This is a genomic window from Rhodoferax sp. (assembly GCF_013297935.1).
GTDB lineage: Bacteria > Pseudomonadota > Gammaproteobacteria > Burkholderiales > Burkholderiaceae_C > Allorhodoferax.
This window is the reverse complement of record NZ_JAAFIX010000001.1, coordinates 628,595-642,285: the sequence shown is the minus strand read 5'-3', so window position 1 is coordinate 642,285 and position 13,691 is coordinate 628,595. Positions and strand designations below refer to the sequence as shown.

General features: G+C 60.5%; 14 protein-coding genes and 2 pseudogenes. 6 read left to right on the top strand and 10 right to left on the bottom strand.

Features of this window, described 5'->3' with window-relative positions:
• Nucleotides 1-4: 4 nt before the first annotated feature.
• The 4 genes from QZW03_RS03065 to QZW03_RS03050 are packed head-to-tail and all read right to left on the bottom strand — an operon-like array spanning nt 5 to nt 2,968.
• Entirely contained in the window at nt 5-1,120 is a 1,116-nt protein-coding gene (locus tag QZW03_RS03065) for a 3-oxoacyl-[acyl-carrier-protein] synthase III C-terminal domain-containing protein (RefSeq protein WP_296508199.1), read from the bottom strand.
• Nucleotides 1,121-1,128: 8 nt separating this feature from the next.
• Nucleotides 1,129-1,785: a ferritin family protein gene (locus tag QZW03_RS03060; RefSeq protein WP_296508197.1), complete on the bottom strand. Its 657-nt coding sequence runs from the start codon at nt 1,783-1,785 to the stop codon at nt 1,129-1,131.
• Between the two features lie 43 nt (nt 1,786-1,828).
• Entirely contained in the window at nt 1,829-2,557 is a 729-nt protein-coding gene (locus tag QZW03_RS03055; protein ID WP_296508195.1) for a cytochrome c biogenesis CcdA family protein, read from the bottom strand.
• A gap of 39 nt (nt 2,558-2,596) precedes the next feature.
• Nucleotides 2,597-2,968, bottom strand: coding sequence for a thioredoxin family protein (locus tag QZW03_RS03050; RefSeq protein WP_296508193.1), 372 nt, complete (start codon nt 2,966-2,968; stop codon nt 2,597-2,599).
• Between the two features lie 135 nt (nt 2,969-3,103).
• Here QZW03_RS03050 and QZW03_RS03045 point away from each other — a divergent pair.
• Both QZW03_RS03045 and QZW03_RS17415 read left to right on the top strand, forming a co-directional pair.
• Nucleotides 3,104-3,229, top strand: a pseudogene (locus QZW03_RS03045) (IS5/IS1182 family transposase); the annotation flags it as partial.
• A gap of 138 nt (nt 3,230-3,367) precedes the next feature.
• Nucleotides 3,368-3,553: pseudogene (locus QZW03_RS17415) on the top strand (DUF4372 domain-containing protein); the annotation flags it as partial.
• A 312-nt stretch (nt 3,554-3,865) separates the two neighbouring features.
• Here the strand turns inward: QZW03_RS17415 and QZW03_RS03040 are convergent.
• Nucleotides 3,866-4,408 (bottom strand): hypothetical protein, encoded by a 543-nt coding sequence (locus QZW03_RS03040; protein ID WP_296508191.1) that lies wholly within the window; start codon nt 4,406-4,408, stop codon nt 3,866-3,868.
• Between QZW03_RS03040 and QZW03_RS03035 the strand changes: the two genes are divergently transcribed.
• Both QZW03_RS03035 and QZW03_RS03030 read left to right on the top strand, forming a co-directional pair.
• Nucleotides 4,407-5,108 (top strand): hypothetical protein, encoded by a 702-nt coding sequence (locus QZW03_RS03035; RefSeq protein ID WP_296508189.1) that lies wholly within the window; start codon nt 4,407-4,409, stop codon nt 5,106-5,108. The genes QZW03_RS03040 and QZW03_RS03035 overlap by 2 nt on opposite strands.
• A gap of 41 nt (nt 5,109-5,149) precedes the next feature.
• Nucleotides 5,150-5,644: a YHS domain-containing (seleno)protein gene (locus tag QZW03_RS03030; protein ID WP_296508187.1), complete on the top strand. Its 495-nt coding sequence runs from the start codon at nt 5,150-5,152 to the stop codon at nt 5,642-5,644.
• Nucleotides 5,645-5,709: 65 nt separating this feature from the next.
• Here QZW03_RS03030 and QZW03_RS03025 read toward each other — a convergent pair whose 3' ends face one another.
• The 5 genes from QZW03_RS03025 to QZW03_RS03005 all read right to left on the bottom strand — a co-directional run bounded on the left by QZW03_RS03025 (nt 5,710) and on the right by QZW03_RS03005 (nt 11,214).
• Nucleotides 5,710-7,278 (bottom strand): DUF3179 domain-containing (seleno)protein, encoded by a 1,569-nt coding sequence (locus QZW03_RS03025; protein ID WP_296508185.1) that lies wholly within the window; start codon nt 7,276-7,278, stop codon nt 5,710-5,712.
• Complete coding sequence (locus tag QZW03_RS03020) at nt 7,262-8,092, bottom strand: DUF547 domain-containing protein (protein WP_296508183.1); 831 nt, start codon at nt 8,090-8,092, stop codon at nt 7,262-7,264. The genes QZW03_RS03025 and QZW03_RS03020 overlap by 17 nt, the downstream gene beginning before the upstream one ends.
• A 306-nt stretch (nt 8,093-8,398) precedes the next feature.
• Nucleotides 8,399-9,595: an ABC transporter permease gene (locus QZW03_RS03015; RefSeq protein ID WP_296508182.1), complete on the bottom strand. Its 1,197-nt coding sequence runs from the start codon at nt 9,593-9,595 to the stop codon at nt 8,399-8,401.
• On the bottom strand, nt 9,592-10,377 hold the full coding sequence (locus tag QZW03_RS03010; protein ID WP_296508180.1) for an ATP-binding cassette domain-containing protein: 786 nt from the start codon (nt 10,375-10,377) through the stop codon (nt 9,592-9,594). The genes QZW03_RS03015 and QZW03_RS03010 overlap by 4 nt, the downstream gene beginning before the upstream one ends.
• A gap of 228 nt (nt 10,378-10,605) precedes the next feature.
• Nucleotides 10,606-11,214 carry a sigma-70 family RNA polymerase sigma factor gene (locus tag QZW03_RS03005; RefSeq protein ID WP_296508178.1) on the bottom strand — a complete coding sequence of 203 codons (609 nt, stop codon included), beginning with the start codon at nt 11,212-11,214 and terminating at the stop codon, nt 10,606-10,608.
• A gap of 141 nt (nt 11,215-11,355) precedes the next feature.
• Between QZW03_RS03005 and QZW03_RS03000 the strand changes: the two genes are divergently transcribed.
• Entirely contained in the window at nt 11,356-12,084 is a 729-nt protein-coding gene (locus QZW03_RS03000; protein ID WP_296508176.1) for a response regulator transcription factor, read from the top strand.
• Nucleotides 12,081-13,661 carry a HAMP domain-containing sensor histidine kinase gene (locus QZW03_RS02995; protein ID WP_296508174.1) on the top strand — a complete coding sequence of 527 codons (1,581 nt, stop codon included), beginning with the start codon at nt 12,081-12,083 and terminating at the stop codon, nt 13,659-13,661. Before QZW03_RS03000 ends, QZW03_RS02995 begins: the two co-directional genes overlap by 4 nt.
• Nucleotides 13,662-13,691: the final 30 nt, after the last annotated feature.

The following is a 13,691-nucleotide window of genomic DNA, read 5'->3' as shown; positions in this document are numbered from 1 at the left end:
AGTTTTAAAACTCCAGCGCAAACCCCCCATACGAATATTGCGTAGCCTCTGCACCCAAAAACAGCATCGGTGCAGTGCCCGCGGGACTTTGCGTAGGGGTTTGCAGACTGTCGTGAAGGGCCGCCCACAGGCTGGCGCTGCCCAGGTTACCAACCTGGCGGGCGTGGTTGCAAATCAGCTCGGGTGCCAGATCCCAGCGCTTGGCAAGCCAAGCAGCCACCGCGCCGCTTGCTTGATGGGGAACGACGCGGCTGGCGCGATGGACATCAAAACCCGCGCTGAGCAACAGGTCGCGGCCAGCCTCCAGCAGCGCTGCACCATGTGTTTCGACAGATTTAAAGTCATGCTCAAAACGTATCGGTCCACTCGCGTGCGGGCAATCTGAACCCCCTGCGCCCAGAACCAGGCCGGACGCTGGCGGATCTTGTAGTTGCCCGAAAAAGGCATGGCTGATCCACGGGCCCTGCGTGCACCCGGGCGTATCAGCGCCAATGATGACGCCCGCAGCACCATCGCCCATTTGCAAAAAATTCACCCATTGGCTGATGTCTGCGTGCGAGCAATGGGGGTCAAAAAACACCGAACCCGTCTCCACACCCACGATGGCCACTGGCGCCGAGTCTGGCGCAGCCGTCAATGCAAATGCGAGTTGCAGAGCATTCGCGAATCCGGTGCAGGCTTGCCGCAGCTCCACATGGGCACCCGGGTAGCGCAATAGGTGTGCAATCTCGCCGGAGCCACCGGGCAATTGGCGTGCCGGCGTCGCAGTGTGGCTGATCAAATACCCCAAGGCGTGCGACGGTAGTTGGGCCTGGCCCAAAGCGTTGTGCAGCGCGCGGGCAGCCAGCTCAGGATTGCGTGCGCCAGGGCGCGGTTGCTCGTGAGCCTGAACAAAATCGCGGCACAAATGGCGTTGCTGTACGTCCAGCCGTGTACTGAGCATCGTCAGGTAGCGGGGCAATGGAATGCCTAGCTGTTGCCGTACTTGCTGGCACAGCGCACCCGTGCTAACCGCCTCGCCGGGAAACGCGGCCCCCACCCCCAGCAGGCGCCTGCGCCCCGCGTTGATAGCCGGCGTCCCCCGCGGGTTCAGTGGGGCGGGGGTGGTTAAAGGGTTCATAGCTTGAGCTAGTGACATGCAGCTGCGTCTCTTTGCATCAGGCGTTGTAAGCCGGGTTGAATAGGCGCCAACAACAAGGCCAGTTGCGCGGCAAGGTCTTGGTCAATTTCTTCTTGCATTGCCAGGCTGACGCCGTGTTGGCCTGCGAGCTGGCTGGCGACCCGCACATGCCGGGCCTCGTCCCGCGCGATGTGCGCTAGCCCCTGCCGGATATTCGGCGCAGCTTGCAGCGCGGCATCGCGGTGGGTGAGCCGAGCCAGCAGCCGGCAGACGGCCAAGTCCAACGCCGCGATGCGGGCGAAATGCAAGCCCACATTGCGGGTCACCAAGTGCTTAAAAAACGCGGCACTCTCTGAGGTTGATAGCGACGATTCAGGCGCCGGCAATGCCAATGCCAGACGCGCGAGCCAAGCCTCGTGCCTTAGCTCGTCTTGCGCAACCCGACGCAACTGAGCGCGACTGGCCTCTTTCACGCGCCGAGACAACGTGCCGGCAAACGTGTGTGCCGCTGACTCCTCGCCACACGCCAAAAACGGCAAACAGTTGGCCAGATCCTGTTGGTGAGCAAGCGCTAGCGCGCCACAGTCAATGACAACCTCATCAAACTCGGTGCAGCGCCGCCGCAGCGTAAAACAGCGAGCAGAAAAGTCTTCGGTTGTGAGCATCGAAATTTGCATTTTTTAAGGTCAAACCCTGCAGGGAGCGGAGTCAAAAGCGCGTGGTCAATGACAGCCAGCTATCGGGCAGCAGGTCAACAACCCGGGCCTCCAGCCACTTGTCGCCACCGCTCAAAATGGCAATGCCGGCCAGCAAAATGACCACGCCAAACACTTTCTTGATGCGATCAATGTGCGTTAGCACCCAGCCACGCACCAAAGTCAGACCGCTGCGCGAGGCATAGGCCACGGCCACCAACGGCACAGCAGCACCCAGCCCGAACACACCCAGAACAAGCGCGCCGCGCCCGCCACCGCCCTCGCTGGCCACCAGTGCCAGCGCCGAAGCCAGCAACGGGCCCGAGCACGGACTCCACACCAGGCCCAACACGGCCCCCAACACAAAGGCGCCGCCGAGCGAGCCGCTGTCGAGCTGGGTCGAGGCGTTATTGGCCGACGAGGCGATGGGCAGCATCCATGCGGTGAAGCGCTCATTCAGTTGCGGCACCAGCATGACCACGCCAAAGGCAATCAACAGTGCCGCTCCGAAACTGCGCACATGGTCACCGTCCAGGCCAATGGCTGGGCCCAACGCTCCCAGAAGGAAACCAATGGCCGCGAAGGACAGCGCCATCCCGACACCCATGGCTACGGGCGCCAGGCGATTGCGCTGCACGGCGCCACCGAGCACAAGCGGAAGAATGGGGAACACGCACGGAGACAGCGTGGTCAAGCTACCTGCGGCCAGGGCCAGCAGCAGGTGGGTGGTGGGTAGATCCATGGGCAAGAAGGCGGTGTGTGGTTCGGGTTGGTGCAGGTTTTATTGGGCAGATTGCAGCGCAGTGCGCAGCGTCGCGGGATCAGTTGCACCGCCCAGGCGAGCTGTTTCCATACTGCCTTTGAACACGATCACAGTGGATTGACTGCGCACGCCGTACTGCTTTTTCAGGTCCTTCTCCTTGTCGTAGTTCGCAACTAGCAGCGTGCCGGGAACGGTGGTGTCGCCCTTCCACTGGTTAAATACTTTCTCTTGCGCGCGGCAGGTAGGGCACCAGTCAGCGTGAAAGTGCAGTGCTACGGGTTTTCCTGCCTGCTGCAAATCAGCGAAGGCCTGGGGCGTGTAGGGCTGAATGTCGAGCGCGAAGGCGGCGCTGGCGCACAGGCCAAGGAGTAGGGTGGCGATAGTTTTCATGGCGTTGGCTTCCAAAAAATAGGGGTGTGCCCTTCAGTCGGCTCGGGGGGGGGCTTTCTTACAGTTACGGCTTAAGGCTTTGACGATTAAGATCTACGCCCCTAGCGGATGAGGCGTTGTAGACCAATGAAACAACAAACCCTCAAAGGCAAGCAGTGGCACTTCGACATGAAGCTGCGCATTTGCGGTGGCTCGGCCTATGCCGATCAGAAGGCGCTGATTGCGGGCAAGGCCCCAAACGCCTGCGACTTCACCAACCAGGCAAGGTGCGCCCATGAAGCGAGAATCCGGGCAACATAGCCCGTAAATCTGGCCTGTGAGGCCAAAAAATGCGGCACATTTGGCACCAACGTCGCAAAACCTGGTCGCCTCACGCCCCTGCCAGCGGTTTGATGCTACGTGTTCATCATTGATCTAACCTCATTTGTCGAGGTCTACGACATAAACATTGAGCGTAGCGGTTTTGTACAACTTTTGGCAGTCGTGCCGTTGAGTCACTTCGAACACCTCGTTGATGGGTACCAAGCTAACCGTTGGAACTGTGACTTCACGGCCTGGAGCTATTTCATTTGCATTGCTTATGCGCACCTGATCAGCGCAGGCGTACTGGCCCAGACCGACAAGGCAAGCCTGCACTCGGCTGGGACCACGCATCATGGCGCTCGATGGAAGCTATATGGATGTGGCTGACGACACGGCCAATGCTGAGGTTTTTGGCTAGCCTGGTGCCTCGCGAGGCACCAGCGCGTTCCAGATCGCTTGAGCTTCGTGCACGCCGTGCGCGTGATCAAGTGCAAGATGAGTAGCTTCAACACCCGCCATCGTGGTGATTTGCTACATCAGCCTCATCATCCAGTCCCTGCGTTACGCATCTGAACGGTATTGGCTCTAGCCCCTCTAAAAAAGTGCACAACCAGCTATATAAACAATAGCTAGCCAGCCGCGTGAAACCTGATGCTGCACCACACTCTTGGTGCAAACATAATATTTTTTCCAAACCTTTTGTAATGTTCTTTCGCTGGCAAGCGACTGACCTCTCGTAGCGCTTTCACAAAGCAGTTTTTGCCCCGCTACAGGCGCAATGAAACCTCCGGAGTACTCCATGAAATCCAAATCACTGTCAGCATCTTTGAAAAACATCGTCGGCGCGTCTTTGGTGGCTGCCGCTGCCGTGGCCGCAGCACCTGCATTTGCAGCCTGTGCAGCTTCACCTTGTGCAGCCAAGTCTGCCTGCGCGGCCAAGAAGGGTTGCTGTGGCGCTAAAGACGCGTGCTGCGCGGCTAAGAAAAAGAAGCTCAAGAAAGGTTGCTGCGCGGCGAAGAAACACGGCTGCTGCGCTGCCAAAACCGGCTGCTGCGCTGCCAAGAAGTAAATATTTCCGACGGATGGCCGCAGCACGCCCACAGGGCGTGTAGTGGCCATCCTACTGGTATCAACCATGCACACTCCCCAACGCCTTCAACCCTCTGCAAGCGCGTTACAAGCCCTGTCACTGCCCTATACCCAACGCATGCGTGCCGCAACCCGACTGGTGGGTAGTCTGCACAACCTGCAGCAGCAAGGCAGCCAAGTGGTTCACCGCATAGTGGGTGACGCAGTGTTCAGCGAGTGGGACCATTACCCCGACAACGATGTGCGCGACGATGCCCGTGCATCGCAGTACTATTTTCATGCCCATGCCAGTAAGAAGCGCCCGTTTAAAGAGCATGGGCACTTCCACATCTTTGTGCATCCCGACGCCTTGGGCCTGACCCGCAAAAACCCCAAATACGCCCCAGCACCGGCTCACATCGTGGCCGTTTCGATGGACGCGCAGGGCCTGCCGATTGGGTTCTTTACCACCAACCGCTGGGTCACCAAAGGGCCCTGGCTGGACTATGCCGCCTGCGAAAAAGGGCTGAGTGCCTTTGCCATCGGTAGCCGCCGTGGCGACCCTAATGTCAATGTGTTTTTGCGCTCGCTCTTAACCCTGTACCACGGCCACATATTGTTGTTGCTACAGCAGCGCGACGCAGTGATGCAGCGCCTATGCGCCCAGCGTGACCGGCGCAGTGTATTTGCTGACGCCAGCATTGAGGCGCTGTGCTACCTACCCATCGATTTGTTAGACGATATCGCCGGGCTGGAAGGCGCAGCCTGAGTCATCCGTATTCACACCATCTTTATCTTCTGGAGCCCAATATGCACCTGCTTTCAATCCACCGTCGCAACTTCTTGGCCACCAGCACGTTGGCTTTTGCATTGGGGAGCCTGGTGGCGGCGCCTGCCCAAGCGTCAGACGCTATCAAGCCGATTTTTTCGACTGAGGCCGGTGCTATTCGCGGTTATGACCCTGTGGCCTATTTCAAGCTGAACAAGGCAGTCAAAGGCAAAGCATCAATCACCACCGAATGGCAAGGTGCTACGTGGCACTTCAGCAATGTCGCCAATCGCGATGCATTTGCTGCTGATCCCGAAAAATATGCGCCCCAATACGGCGGTTACTGCGCCTACGGTGTTGCCCAGGGCTACACCCCAGAGATCGACCCTGCGGCCTTCAAAGTGCTGAACAACAAGTTGTACCTGAACCTCAACCAAACGGTGCTGAAGAAGTGGAAGATGGATATTCCGGGCTATGTCAAAGATGCTGACCAAAACTGGCCGGAGCTCAAAGCGGGCACCTACGTCGAGCAGTAGGGGGCAAACTTGCTATTGCCGTAGGGCTTTGCATAGGTGATTCGTATATTGGTAATTGGAGTAACTCACTGCTTGCGCTGCCACAGCAGCGTGGCAGGCCTAAATTGACTCCAAGCAAACCAAAAAGCTTCATGGCTAGGCATTTCAGTATCACCTGCAAAAGCGCGTAAGCCATCAGCGTCAGCGCGAACCGTTACGCCGGCAAGGCGAACAGGTTCGCCTGCCTTAATAGCCAGTTGTGCGGCAGCACGCGAAAACGCCAACGCCCTGCCGTCTGGTGAGATAACACCCAGAACCACGTCATGTACGCCCAAGCGCGTATCCACCGGGCCGACTGGAAAGATGGGACCTTGATCATCTCGCCCGCGCAGTGGGTTGGCAGGATAGCGGCGACCCACGCCACCGTCTTCGGCCAGTATGGTGGTGTTGGGGTAGGCCTTGCGCCAAGCTGCCCAAGTTGAGATCACAACCGTGGCTTGAGGCAGCACGATTTTGGCGCGGTGCAATGGGCCGGATATGGCTTGCCCGGTGAACGTATCGACTGCAGAAAATGTACGCAGGTCGTACATGAATTTATTGGAGCGGGACAGCAGGCCTGATGTGCGTAGCAAAGGCTTGAAGCTACCTGCACGATCTGTGAGATAGGCTTGCACCGACCGACACAGCGTGCAATAGGGCATACCGATTTGTCGCCCGCCCAGAGTGTCGTTGACCATTTCATGCACTTCCATTATGTTCTTGGGATAGGCTCTAGCCTCACCGTTGATGACCAGACCAAAAACGATAGCGTTGTCTGGATACCAATTGCCCTGAGCAGCTGGCGTGGTTTTGGGCTGGTCTAGAGCGGGGATGCAACCGCGTGGACAAATTTGGCCTTGGGTGGCATCAGGCCTATCGTCAATAAACACGCCACCCCAACCCACTTGTCGCCAATCGATGGCTGATTGCGCATCGTCAAAAAAAGGTTGCCAGCGCGGCTCGATCTGCAAAAACAAATCGCGCTTCATCTCTCGGTAGCCCGGTGGCGCTGGCAGGTTCCAAGCTAGAACACGGTCACCCATGGCGGTGAAGGCATCAAGTGGTAGCGGGGCTTGGGTCAGCTGCTCGAATGCCGCGACGACTTCATCAGCCGCAGATTGGCTGTTGACCAGACGGATCAAATCATTGAGATACCAGGCCATGCGCGCATCGCCCCCTCGGCCAATGGCTCTTACGGCAGCGGTTGGAAAGCGATTGTCACGAATCGCCGGTGCAACCAAAGCTAGCGCTTGACTCACGGCCGGAGCTAGTGGCCCGCTGCGAACGGCTGGTGCTGCTGGGAAATCTTGCTGTGCTTTATCTTTCAAACCCGTCGCTGGCGCTACAGGCGCTGTTTGACTGGGTGTAACAAGGGTTTGGGCTGCTGAAGTTTGAGCAGTCGCTGTTATGGGTACAACCAACGCCAACATCGCTGATAGCACCGATAGCGAGGTGCTGATGGGCATCAACTTAACGGGTGATCTTGCAAAAAAGCGTGACAAGAAAATGTGGAGGTATTGGGCTGAACACCACCAGAATCTGTCCCGGTACGTAGCCAGGCGTATCGCTGGCAAGGTCGGCTCGGCGGCTTGATTTGCGTTAGCGACCGGTGTCATTCAATGACCAGTCGTAGTCTAAAAAGCTGATACTGACCGTTTTCGCGCGCAGCTTGTCTCTGGTTGCTGCGTCGTTGGTTAACTGGTCCGCATAAAAGGCAAACACGTCCTCAAGCTTGGCAAAGCCGCGTTGACCTTTTTCAAAGTCTTCGCGAAACCATTTAAAGATGGCGCTGACTTCCAGCTTGCCTGATTGCGCGTTGTAACGGTTGCGGCTGCGGTCGCTCATAAAGCGCAACATGCCGTCAGTCAGTTGCGCATCCAGTTTGGCGGGCGTGAATGCGTCAGGCCGCAGAGCGGGGCAACCAATACTGGCGCAGTTAACTGCAGCGTGGACGCGTGGGTCGTTGTAGTTGGGGCGGAGTTGCTCATGCTCAATCCAGTCCAAGTGGCGTTGCTCACCAAGCAAGGTAAAAAACTTGTTTTTCCACGGTGACTGTAACAATGAGCCTGCATCCTTGATGGACTTTAGGTTGGGGTACTTGGTCAGGATGAGTTCTGCGGTGAAGCCGTTGTAGGCGTTGATGAGAAACACCATTTGCTGTTCACGGCTGAAGGTTGCAAACTGCGCTGGCGTGACCGCCGACCACTGCGCCAGCACGGCTTGCAAAGCCGCGCGGTCTGCCGCCAATGCGCGGTAGTCCATGCGTGACTGTTTGCCGTCAGGCAGCCATTTGACATGCTTTTGCAGCAGGGCGTCCCAGCCGGCGTAACTATGGTCTAAACCAGAGCCTTGAGCAAAAACATGTGGACTACTGGCAAAAACAGCGTAAAAAGCCATGAGTTTGATGGCATTGCGGCGTTGTATGGGCATAGTTGACTCGATTTAAATGAATGCTGAGGCTGCCGCACAAAATGTGGTGCTCATTGGTCGAGCCAACCAGCAGGTTCTTACGTCAATTCATTTTTGATTCGACAAGCCTCGCAGCGACTATCAAAGCGGTGCCAAGGTCTTGGCCAGGGCCGCTGCATGAAAGGGCAAGGCTGTGAGTGCCTGGCTGAGCGCGCTGGCCAAAGGACCGGTTGAAAACACCAGGGTCTAAGGGACAGTTCCGTGTACATAGAAGCTTGACTCCTAAAAAGGGATGAGACCCACGGGTCGATAGGCGGCCTCAGTTCCTCACACCCGGCGCCGATAGCCCCACACCGAAAGGCCCAGCGCCAGGCCGGCAAACAACACGATCGGGGCACCCAAGCTCAGCACCTGAGTAGCATCGGCGCCGCGGAACAATTCGGCTCGCAGTGCGCGCAAAAAATGTGTCAGCGGCAGCAATTCACCCAAGCCGCGCGCCCAGGCCGGCATGCTTTCAAACGGGAACATAAAGCCAGACAAAAGAATCGAGGGCAGATAAAAGAATACCCCCAGCTGCAATGCCTGCAACTGGGTCCGCGCCAGCAGCGATAAGCACAGCCCCAGGCCTAGTTGACCCAGCATGAAGCCCGCCGCCAAGCCCCACAAACAGAGGCTAGCCCAGGGCGTGCCAAACAGGGCGGCTGCCAGTGCCTGCATCAAGGCATAAAGCACAAGGCCCAGCGTGGCATAGGGCAGCAGTTTGCCGATCACAATATGGATGGCACCCAGTGGCGTGGTGCGCAATGCATCCCAGGTCCCACGCTCCAGCTCCCGCACCACGCACAGCGCAGCCATCAGCGTCAGGGTGAGCGTGAGAATGACCCCACTGAGCGCCGGCACGAGGTAGGCACCCGAATCAGGAGACTGCGCGAAGCGCCCGCGCAGTTCAAGGCTGAGGGCCATCCCCTCCGGCAGCTGCAAACGCAGCGGTGGCCCGGCGGGCCCAGCCAGACGGGCCGATAAGCCATGCGCTAGCCCGTCACCCAGCTGGGCGACCAGTGCGTGGACATAAGGGTCAGAGAGGTCAGCCTCCAAGCGCAAGGGCAGCGTCTGACCTTGTAGCAGGTAGCGTGAGGGCTGGGCGGGCCAAGCTAGGAGTAAGCGCAGCTCGCCCCGCTGCAGCTGGGCCTGGGCCTGCTCGGGTGTCAGCGGATCGGGCGCGATGCGCAGGCCCTGGCCTTGGCTCAGGTGGGCCAGCATGGCGCGGTGGACGTGCGCATCCAGCGCGGCATCGGTTGGCTCTTTCTGCATGCCGCTGGGCGGCAGCGCCACCCAGGCGGCGGGCAGTTGGGTGGGCGTGAGCGTGATGGCAAAGCCGAACAACAAAATCTGCGCCAAGGGCACACCCAGCAAGAGCGCGAGCGTGAGGCGGTCGCGCCGCAGCTGCTGCCACTCCTTGCGAGCCACCGCCCGAATCAGGCGGGAATGGCGTCGCATACCCTGGGCCCATTCAAGTAGTCTCATGGGCAGGGCACCGTGCTAACTCGCAGCAGCGCCCGCAGGCCGGCCTGCAAGCTGCCGTCGCCCAGGCCGGCGGCCAGGTCTTGCGGCCGACCTTGAAACACCAGTCGCCCGCTGGCCAACGCCAGCAGCTGCTCGCATTGCTGGGCGTCCTCGCTGTCGTGGCTGCTGACCAAGACGGTCACCCCTGCTTCTCGCAGGCCGTGGATGCGCGCCCAGATCTGCGCCTTCGCCTCCAGATCGACTCCGGCACTGGGTTCATCCAACAACAGCAGGCGCGGACCCGCCAACAGGGCCGCCGCAAAAGCCACTCGTTGTCGCCAACCGCCGGACAGCTGTATCACTTTTTGTCGCCAGACTGGTTGCAGACCATGCGCTTGCACATGGGTTTGCAAGAAGGTCGCTGCGTCGGGCAGGTCCAGCAGCTCGGCGCGAAATTGCAGGTTTTCGGCAACGCTGAGCTCCTCGTAAAGCCCGCCTTGCTGCGGCATATAGCCCAAGCGAGCCCGTTGCGCACCCCCGCGCCCTAATAAGGGCTGACCCAGTACCTCACCCGTGCCTTCAATGCACAAACCGGGCTGGCCTTCCAGCAGACCGGCCAGTAGCTTGAGTAGGCTGGATTTGCCCGCCCCGTTTGCGCCGTACAGCAAGCAGATCACTCCCTGTGGCAGACGCCAACTGAGCGCATCCAACAGACGGCGGCCAGGCACGCCACAGCTGACGCCGCGCAGCTCAACGCTGGCCTGGCCGGGGGCCTCGGCCGCGCTCAAGATCGAAGCAGCCATAGCTGTACTGGAGCGCTTTTGCGCCGAGAAAAAGCACCGGCCTGGTGCGTAGACTTGGGTCGCTGTCGGCGAGCCAGCCTTGTGCCGTTTACTCCGCGCCACACGCCAAAAACGGCAAACAGTTGGCCAAATCCTGCTGGTGAGCAGGCGCTAGCGCGCCGCAGTCGATGACAAGCGCATCGAACTCGGTACAGCGCCGGCGCAGTGCAAAGCAATGTGCGGACTCGCTCAGCACATGAGCTGCTTGCGCGCGCGGTGCAAGCCTACAAACAGGCAGTTGGCAGATATTTGAAGGCGCTCGCACACCTCTTCGGAGCTCGCATCCCCCAGCAAACGCAGCTGCACTATGTCTTGCAGCGTGCGCGGCAGGGTGGCAATGCGGCCTAGGGTGTGGCGCAGGCGCTCGCGTTGCTCGGCTACCTCATCGGGGCGGGGGCGCGGGCACTCCAGGTGGGCGCCGTGGCCACCATCGGTATCGCCATCGCCTTCGGTGTCTACGTCCAGCGTGGTGTCGCAGCGGGCGCTGGTGCGAATCAAATCCACCACCTTGTTTTTCAGCACTGCGGTGAGCCAGCTGCGCAAGGCACTGCGACCGGCAAAGCGGGCATGCCCCGACATCACAGCTTCAAACACGTCGTGCACCACGTCTTCGGCCTGGGTGGCGTCGCGCAACTGGCGCCGGGCGTAGCGCACCAAGTATTCGCGGTGCGGCACCAAGTCGGCCCAGCCCAACGACACGTTGTCTTGGCACACGATGGGTTGCACAGACAACGCGGCGGCAGCAAACGCAGCGGTGCAAGAGTTTGTTGCGGTGGGCATCAAGGTGGCGGTCATCATGGCGGGCTCCTGGTGGGCCCAGCGAGGGGTGCTCAGGCCATGGGTAGACTGTGCGTGCCCAAGCTCACACCCTGCTCGCGAAATATCACAGCCAGATAACAAATGCGTAAGAATCCGCCCGCTCACGCGACCACAGCCCCTATGGACAGCAAAAGAATCCTCGTGGCCGAGGACCAAACCGATATTCGCGACGTGCTGGTGATGAACCTGCAGAGCGCGGGCTACGCCGTTTCCAGCGTGGCGGACGGGCGCGCCGCGCTGCACGCCGAAACCGACCAGGCGCACGACCTCTTGATCTTGGATTGGATGATGCCCGGGCTCGACGGGCTGGAGCTGTGCAAAACCCTGCGCGCGCGCGGCAGCAGCACCCCCATCCTCATGCTCACCGCCAAGTCCACCGAGCTAGACCGTGTGCTCGGGCTGGAGCTGGGCGCCGATGACTACCTGACCAAACCCTTCTCGCTGGCCGAGTTGCTGGCGCGGGTCAAAGCGCTGTTGCGGCGCTCTGACCTCATGCGCCAGGCACAGGGTGCCCAGCACACTGGTGGCGAAACCCTGCGCAATGGGGAGCTGCACATCGTGCCCAGCAAACGCCAAGCCGTGCTGCGCGGGCAGGGGCTCGACTTCACCGCGCTGGAGTTTGACCTGCTGCTGTATTTCACCCAGCACCCCGGGCGGGTGTTTTCCCGCTCGGAGTTGCTCAACGCGGTGTGGGGCTACAGCCATGACGGTTACGAACACACCGTCACCACCCACATCAACCGCCTGCGCGCCAAGCTAGAGCACGACCCGCTGCGCCCTGAGTACATCCTGACCGTGCGCGGCGCGGGCTACAAAATGCGCGACACCCCGCCGCACCACGCCCCATGACCGTTCGCTTCAAGATCGCGCTCACCATCCTGCTCACGGGCCTCTTTACGGTGCTGGGCGTGCTGGTGGTGGTGGGCTTGGCGTTCAAGCAGTTTGAGCACGAAAGCGCCTACTATCGCGCCAGTGCCTTTCTGGACCGGGTTATTGCCAAACACAATGACATGTTTGCCATGCAGGACCGGTACCAAGAAAATTTTGATGGCTTTTTGAGCAACCTGGTGCTGTTTGAACCGGGCACCCAGATCTACCTGCTCGACAGCCAAGGCACCGTCAAGGCATCGTCTACCGAAGACACGTCCACCCGCGGGGTGCGGGTAGCGTTAGGCCCTGTGCAAGAGGCGGCTGGCGCCAAGCCCATGCCCTATGTCATGGGCGACAACCCCGAAAGCGGCTCGGCCGCCACCATCGTGGCTGCCCGCGCCCTGTACCGCAACTCCATCGGGCAGCACGCTGCCCCCGATGGCTATTTGTATGTCGTGTGCGACAAGCCTTTGCTCACCCCCAGCAACTGGATGGCGCTGCAAAGCACCTTTGCCTTGCCCACCGTGGTGCTCATCTTCTTGGTGGTGGGCCTGGGCACGCTGATGGCGGTGTGGGTTATCAGCCATGTGACGCGCCCCTTGGCCCGCATCACCACCGCGCTGGCCCATGTCACCCAACACGGCCTGCCCATCATGCCGCCCGGTGCGGCGCAAGAGGGCCAGCCCAACGCGCCCCCGCCCCTGCCGGATGATTTGTGGGGCACCGCTGCCACCAGTAAAGACGAGCTGGGCCAACTGCACAACGGCATTCGCGCCATGCTGCTGGCGCTGCGCGCGCAGTGGAGCCTGCTGGCCCGGCTGGACCATTTCCGCCGCGAGGCCGTGAGCAACCTGTCGCACGACTTGCGCTCGCCGCTCACCGCCACCGCCGCCTGCCTGGAGACCCTGGAAACCCGCTGGGCGCAGCAAGCCCAACACAGCGCAGACCTGCCCTTGGTGCAAACGGCCCTGCGCAACACCCGCAACGCGGCGCGGCTGGTGCAGTCCATGGGCGACCTAGCGCACCTCGACGAGCCCGCGTTTCAACTCAAGCCCCAGGTCATGGACTTGGGCGAGCTGCTGGACGACATTGCGCTGCGCTTCGGGCCGCGTGCCCAGCAGCAGGGCATGGCGCTGGTGGTTTTGCCCACCGACCCGGCCGACCCGCCCTGCGCGGCGGTCGATGTGGAGCTGATCGAGCGGGCCCTGTCGAATCTGCTCGATAACGCGCTCAAGTTTTGCCGCAGCGGCGACACCATCACCTTGGCCGCACAGCGCCAGGGTGCGGAGTGGGTGGCGCTGCAAGTGCGTGACACCGGGCCCGGCATTGCGCAGGCCGACCTGCCCCAACTGTTTGAGCGCTACTACCAAAACAAAGCCAACGTGGCACCCGCTACCGGCGAGGGCGGCAAGGGCTTGGGGCTGGCCATAGTGAAGCGCATTGCCGAGCTCCACACCGGCCGCGCCGAAGTCCACAGCAGCCAGCCCGGCGGCACCACGGTCTCGCTGGTCTTGCCGTTTTGTAGCGACCCCCATGCGGTGGGGGCTCTCTCGTAGCCTAGGCGCCTAGGCCTTCTTCCAAATCAC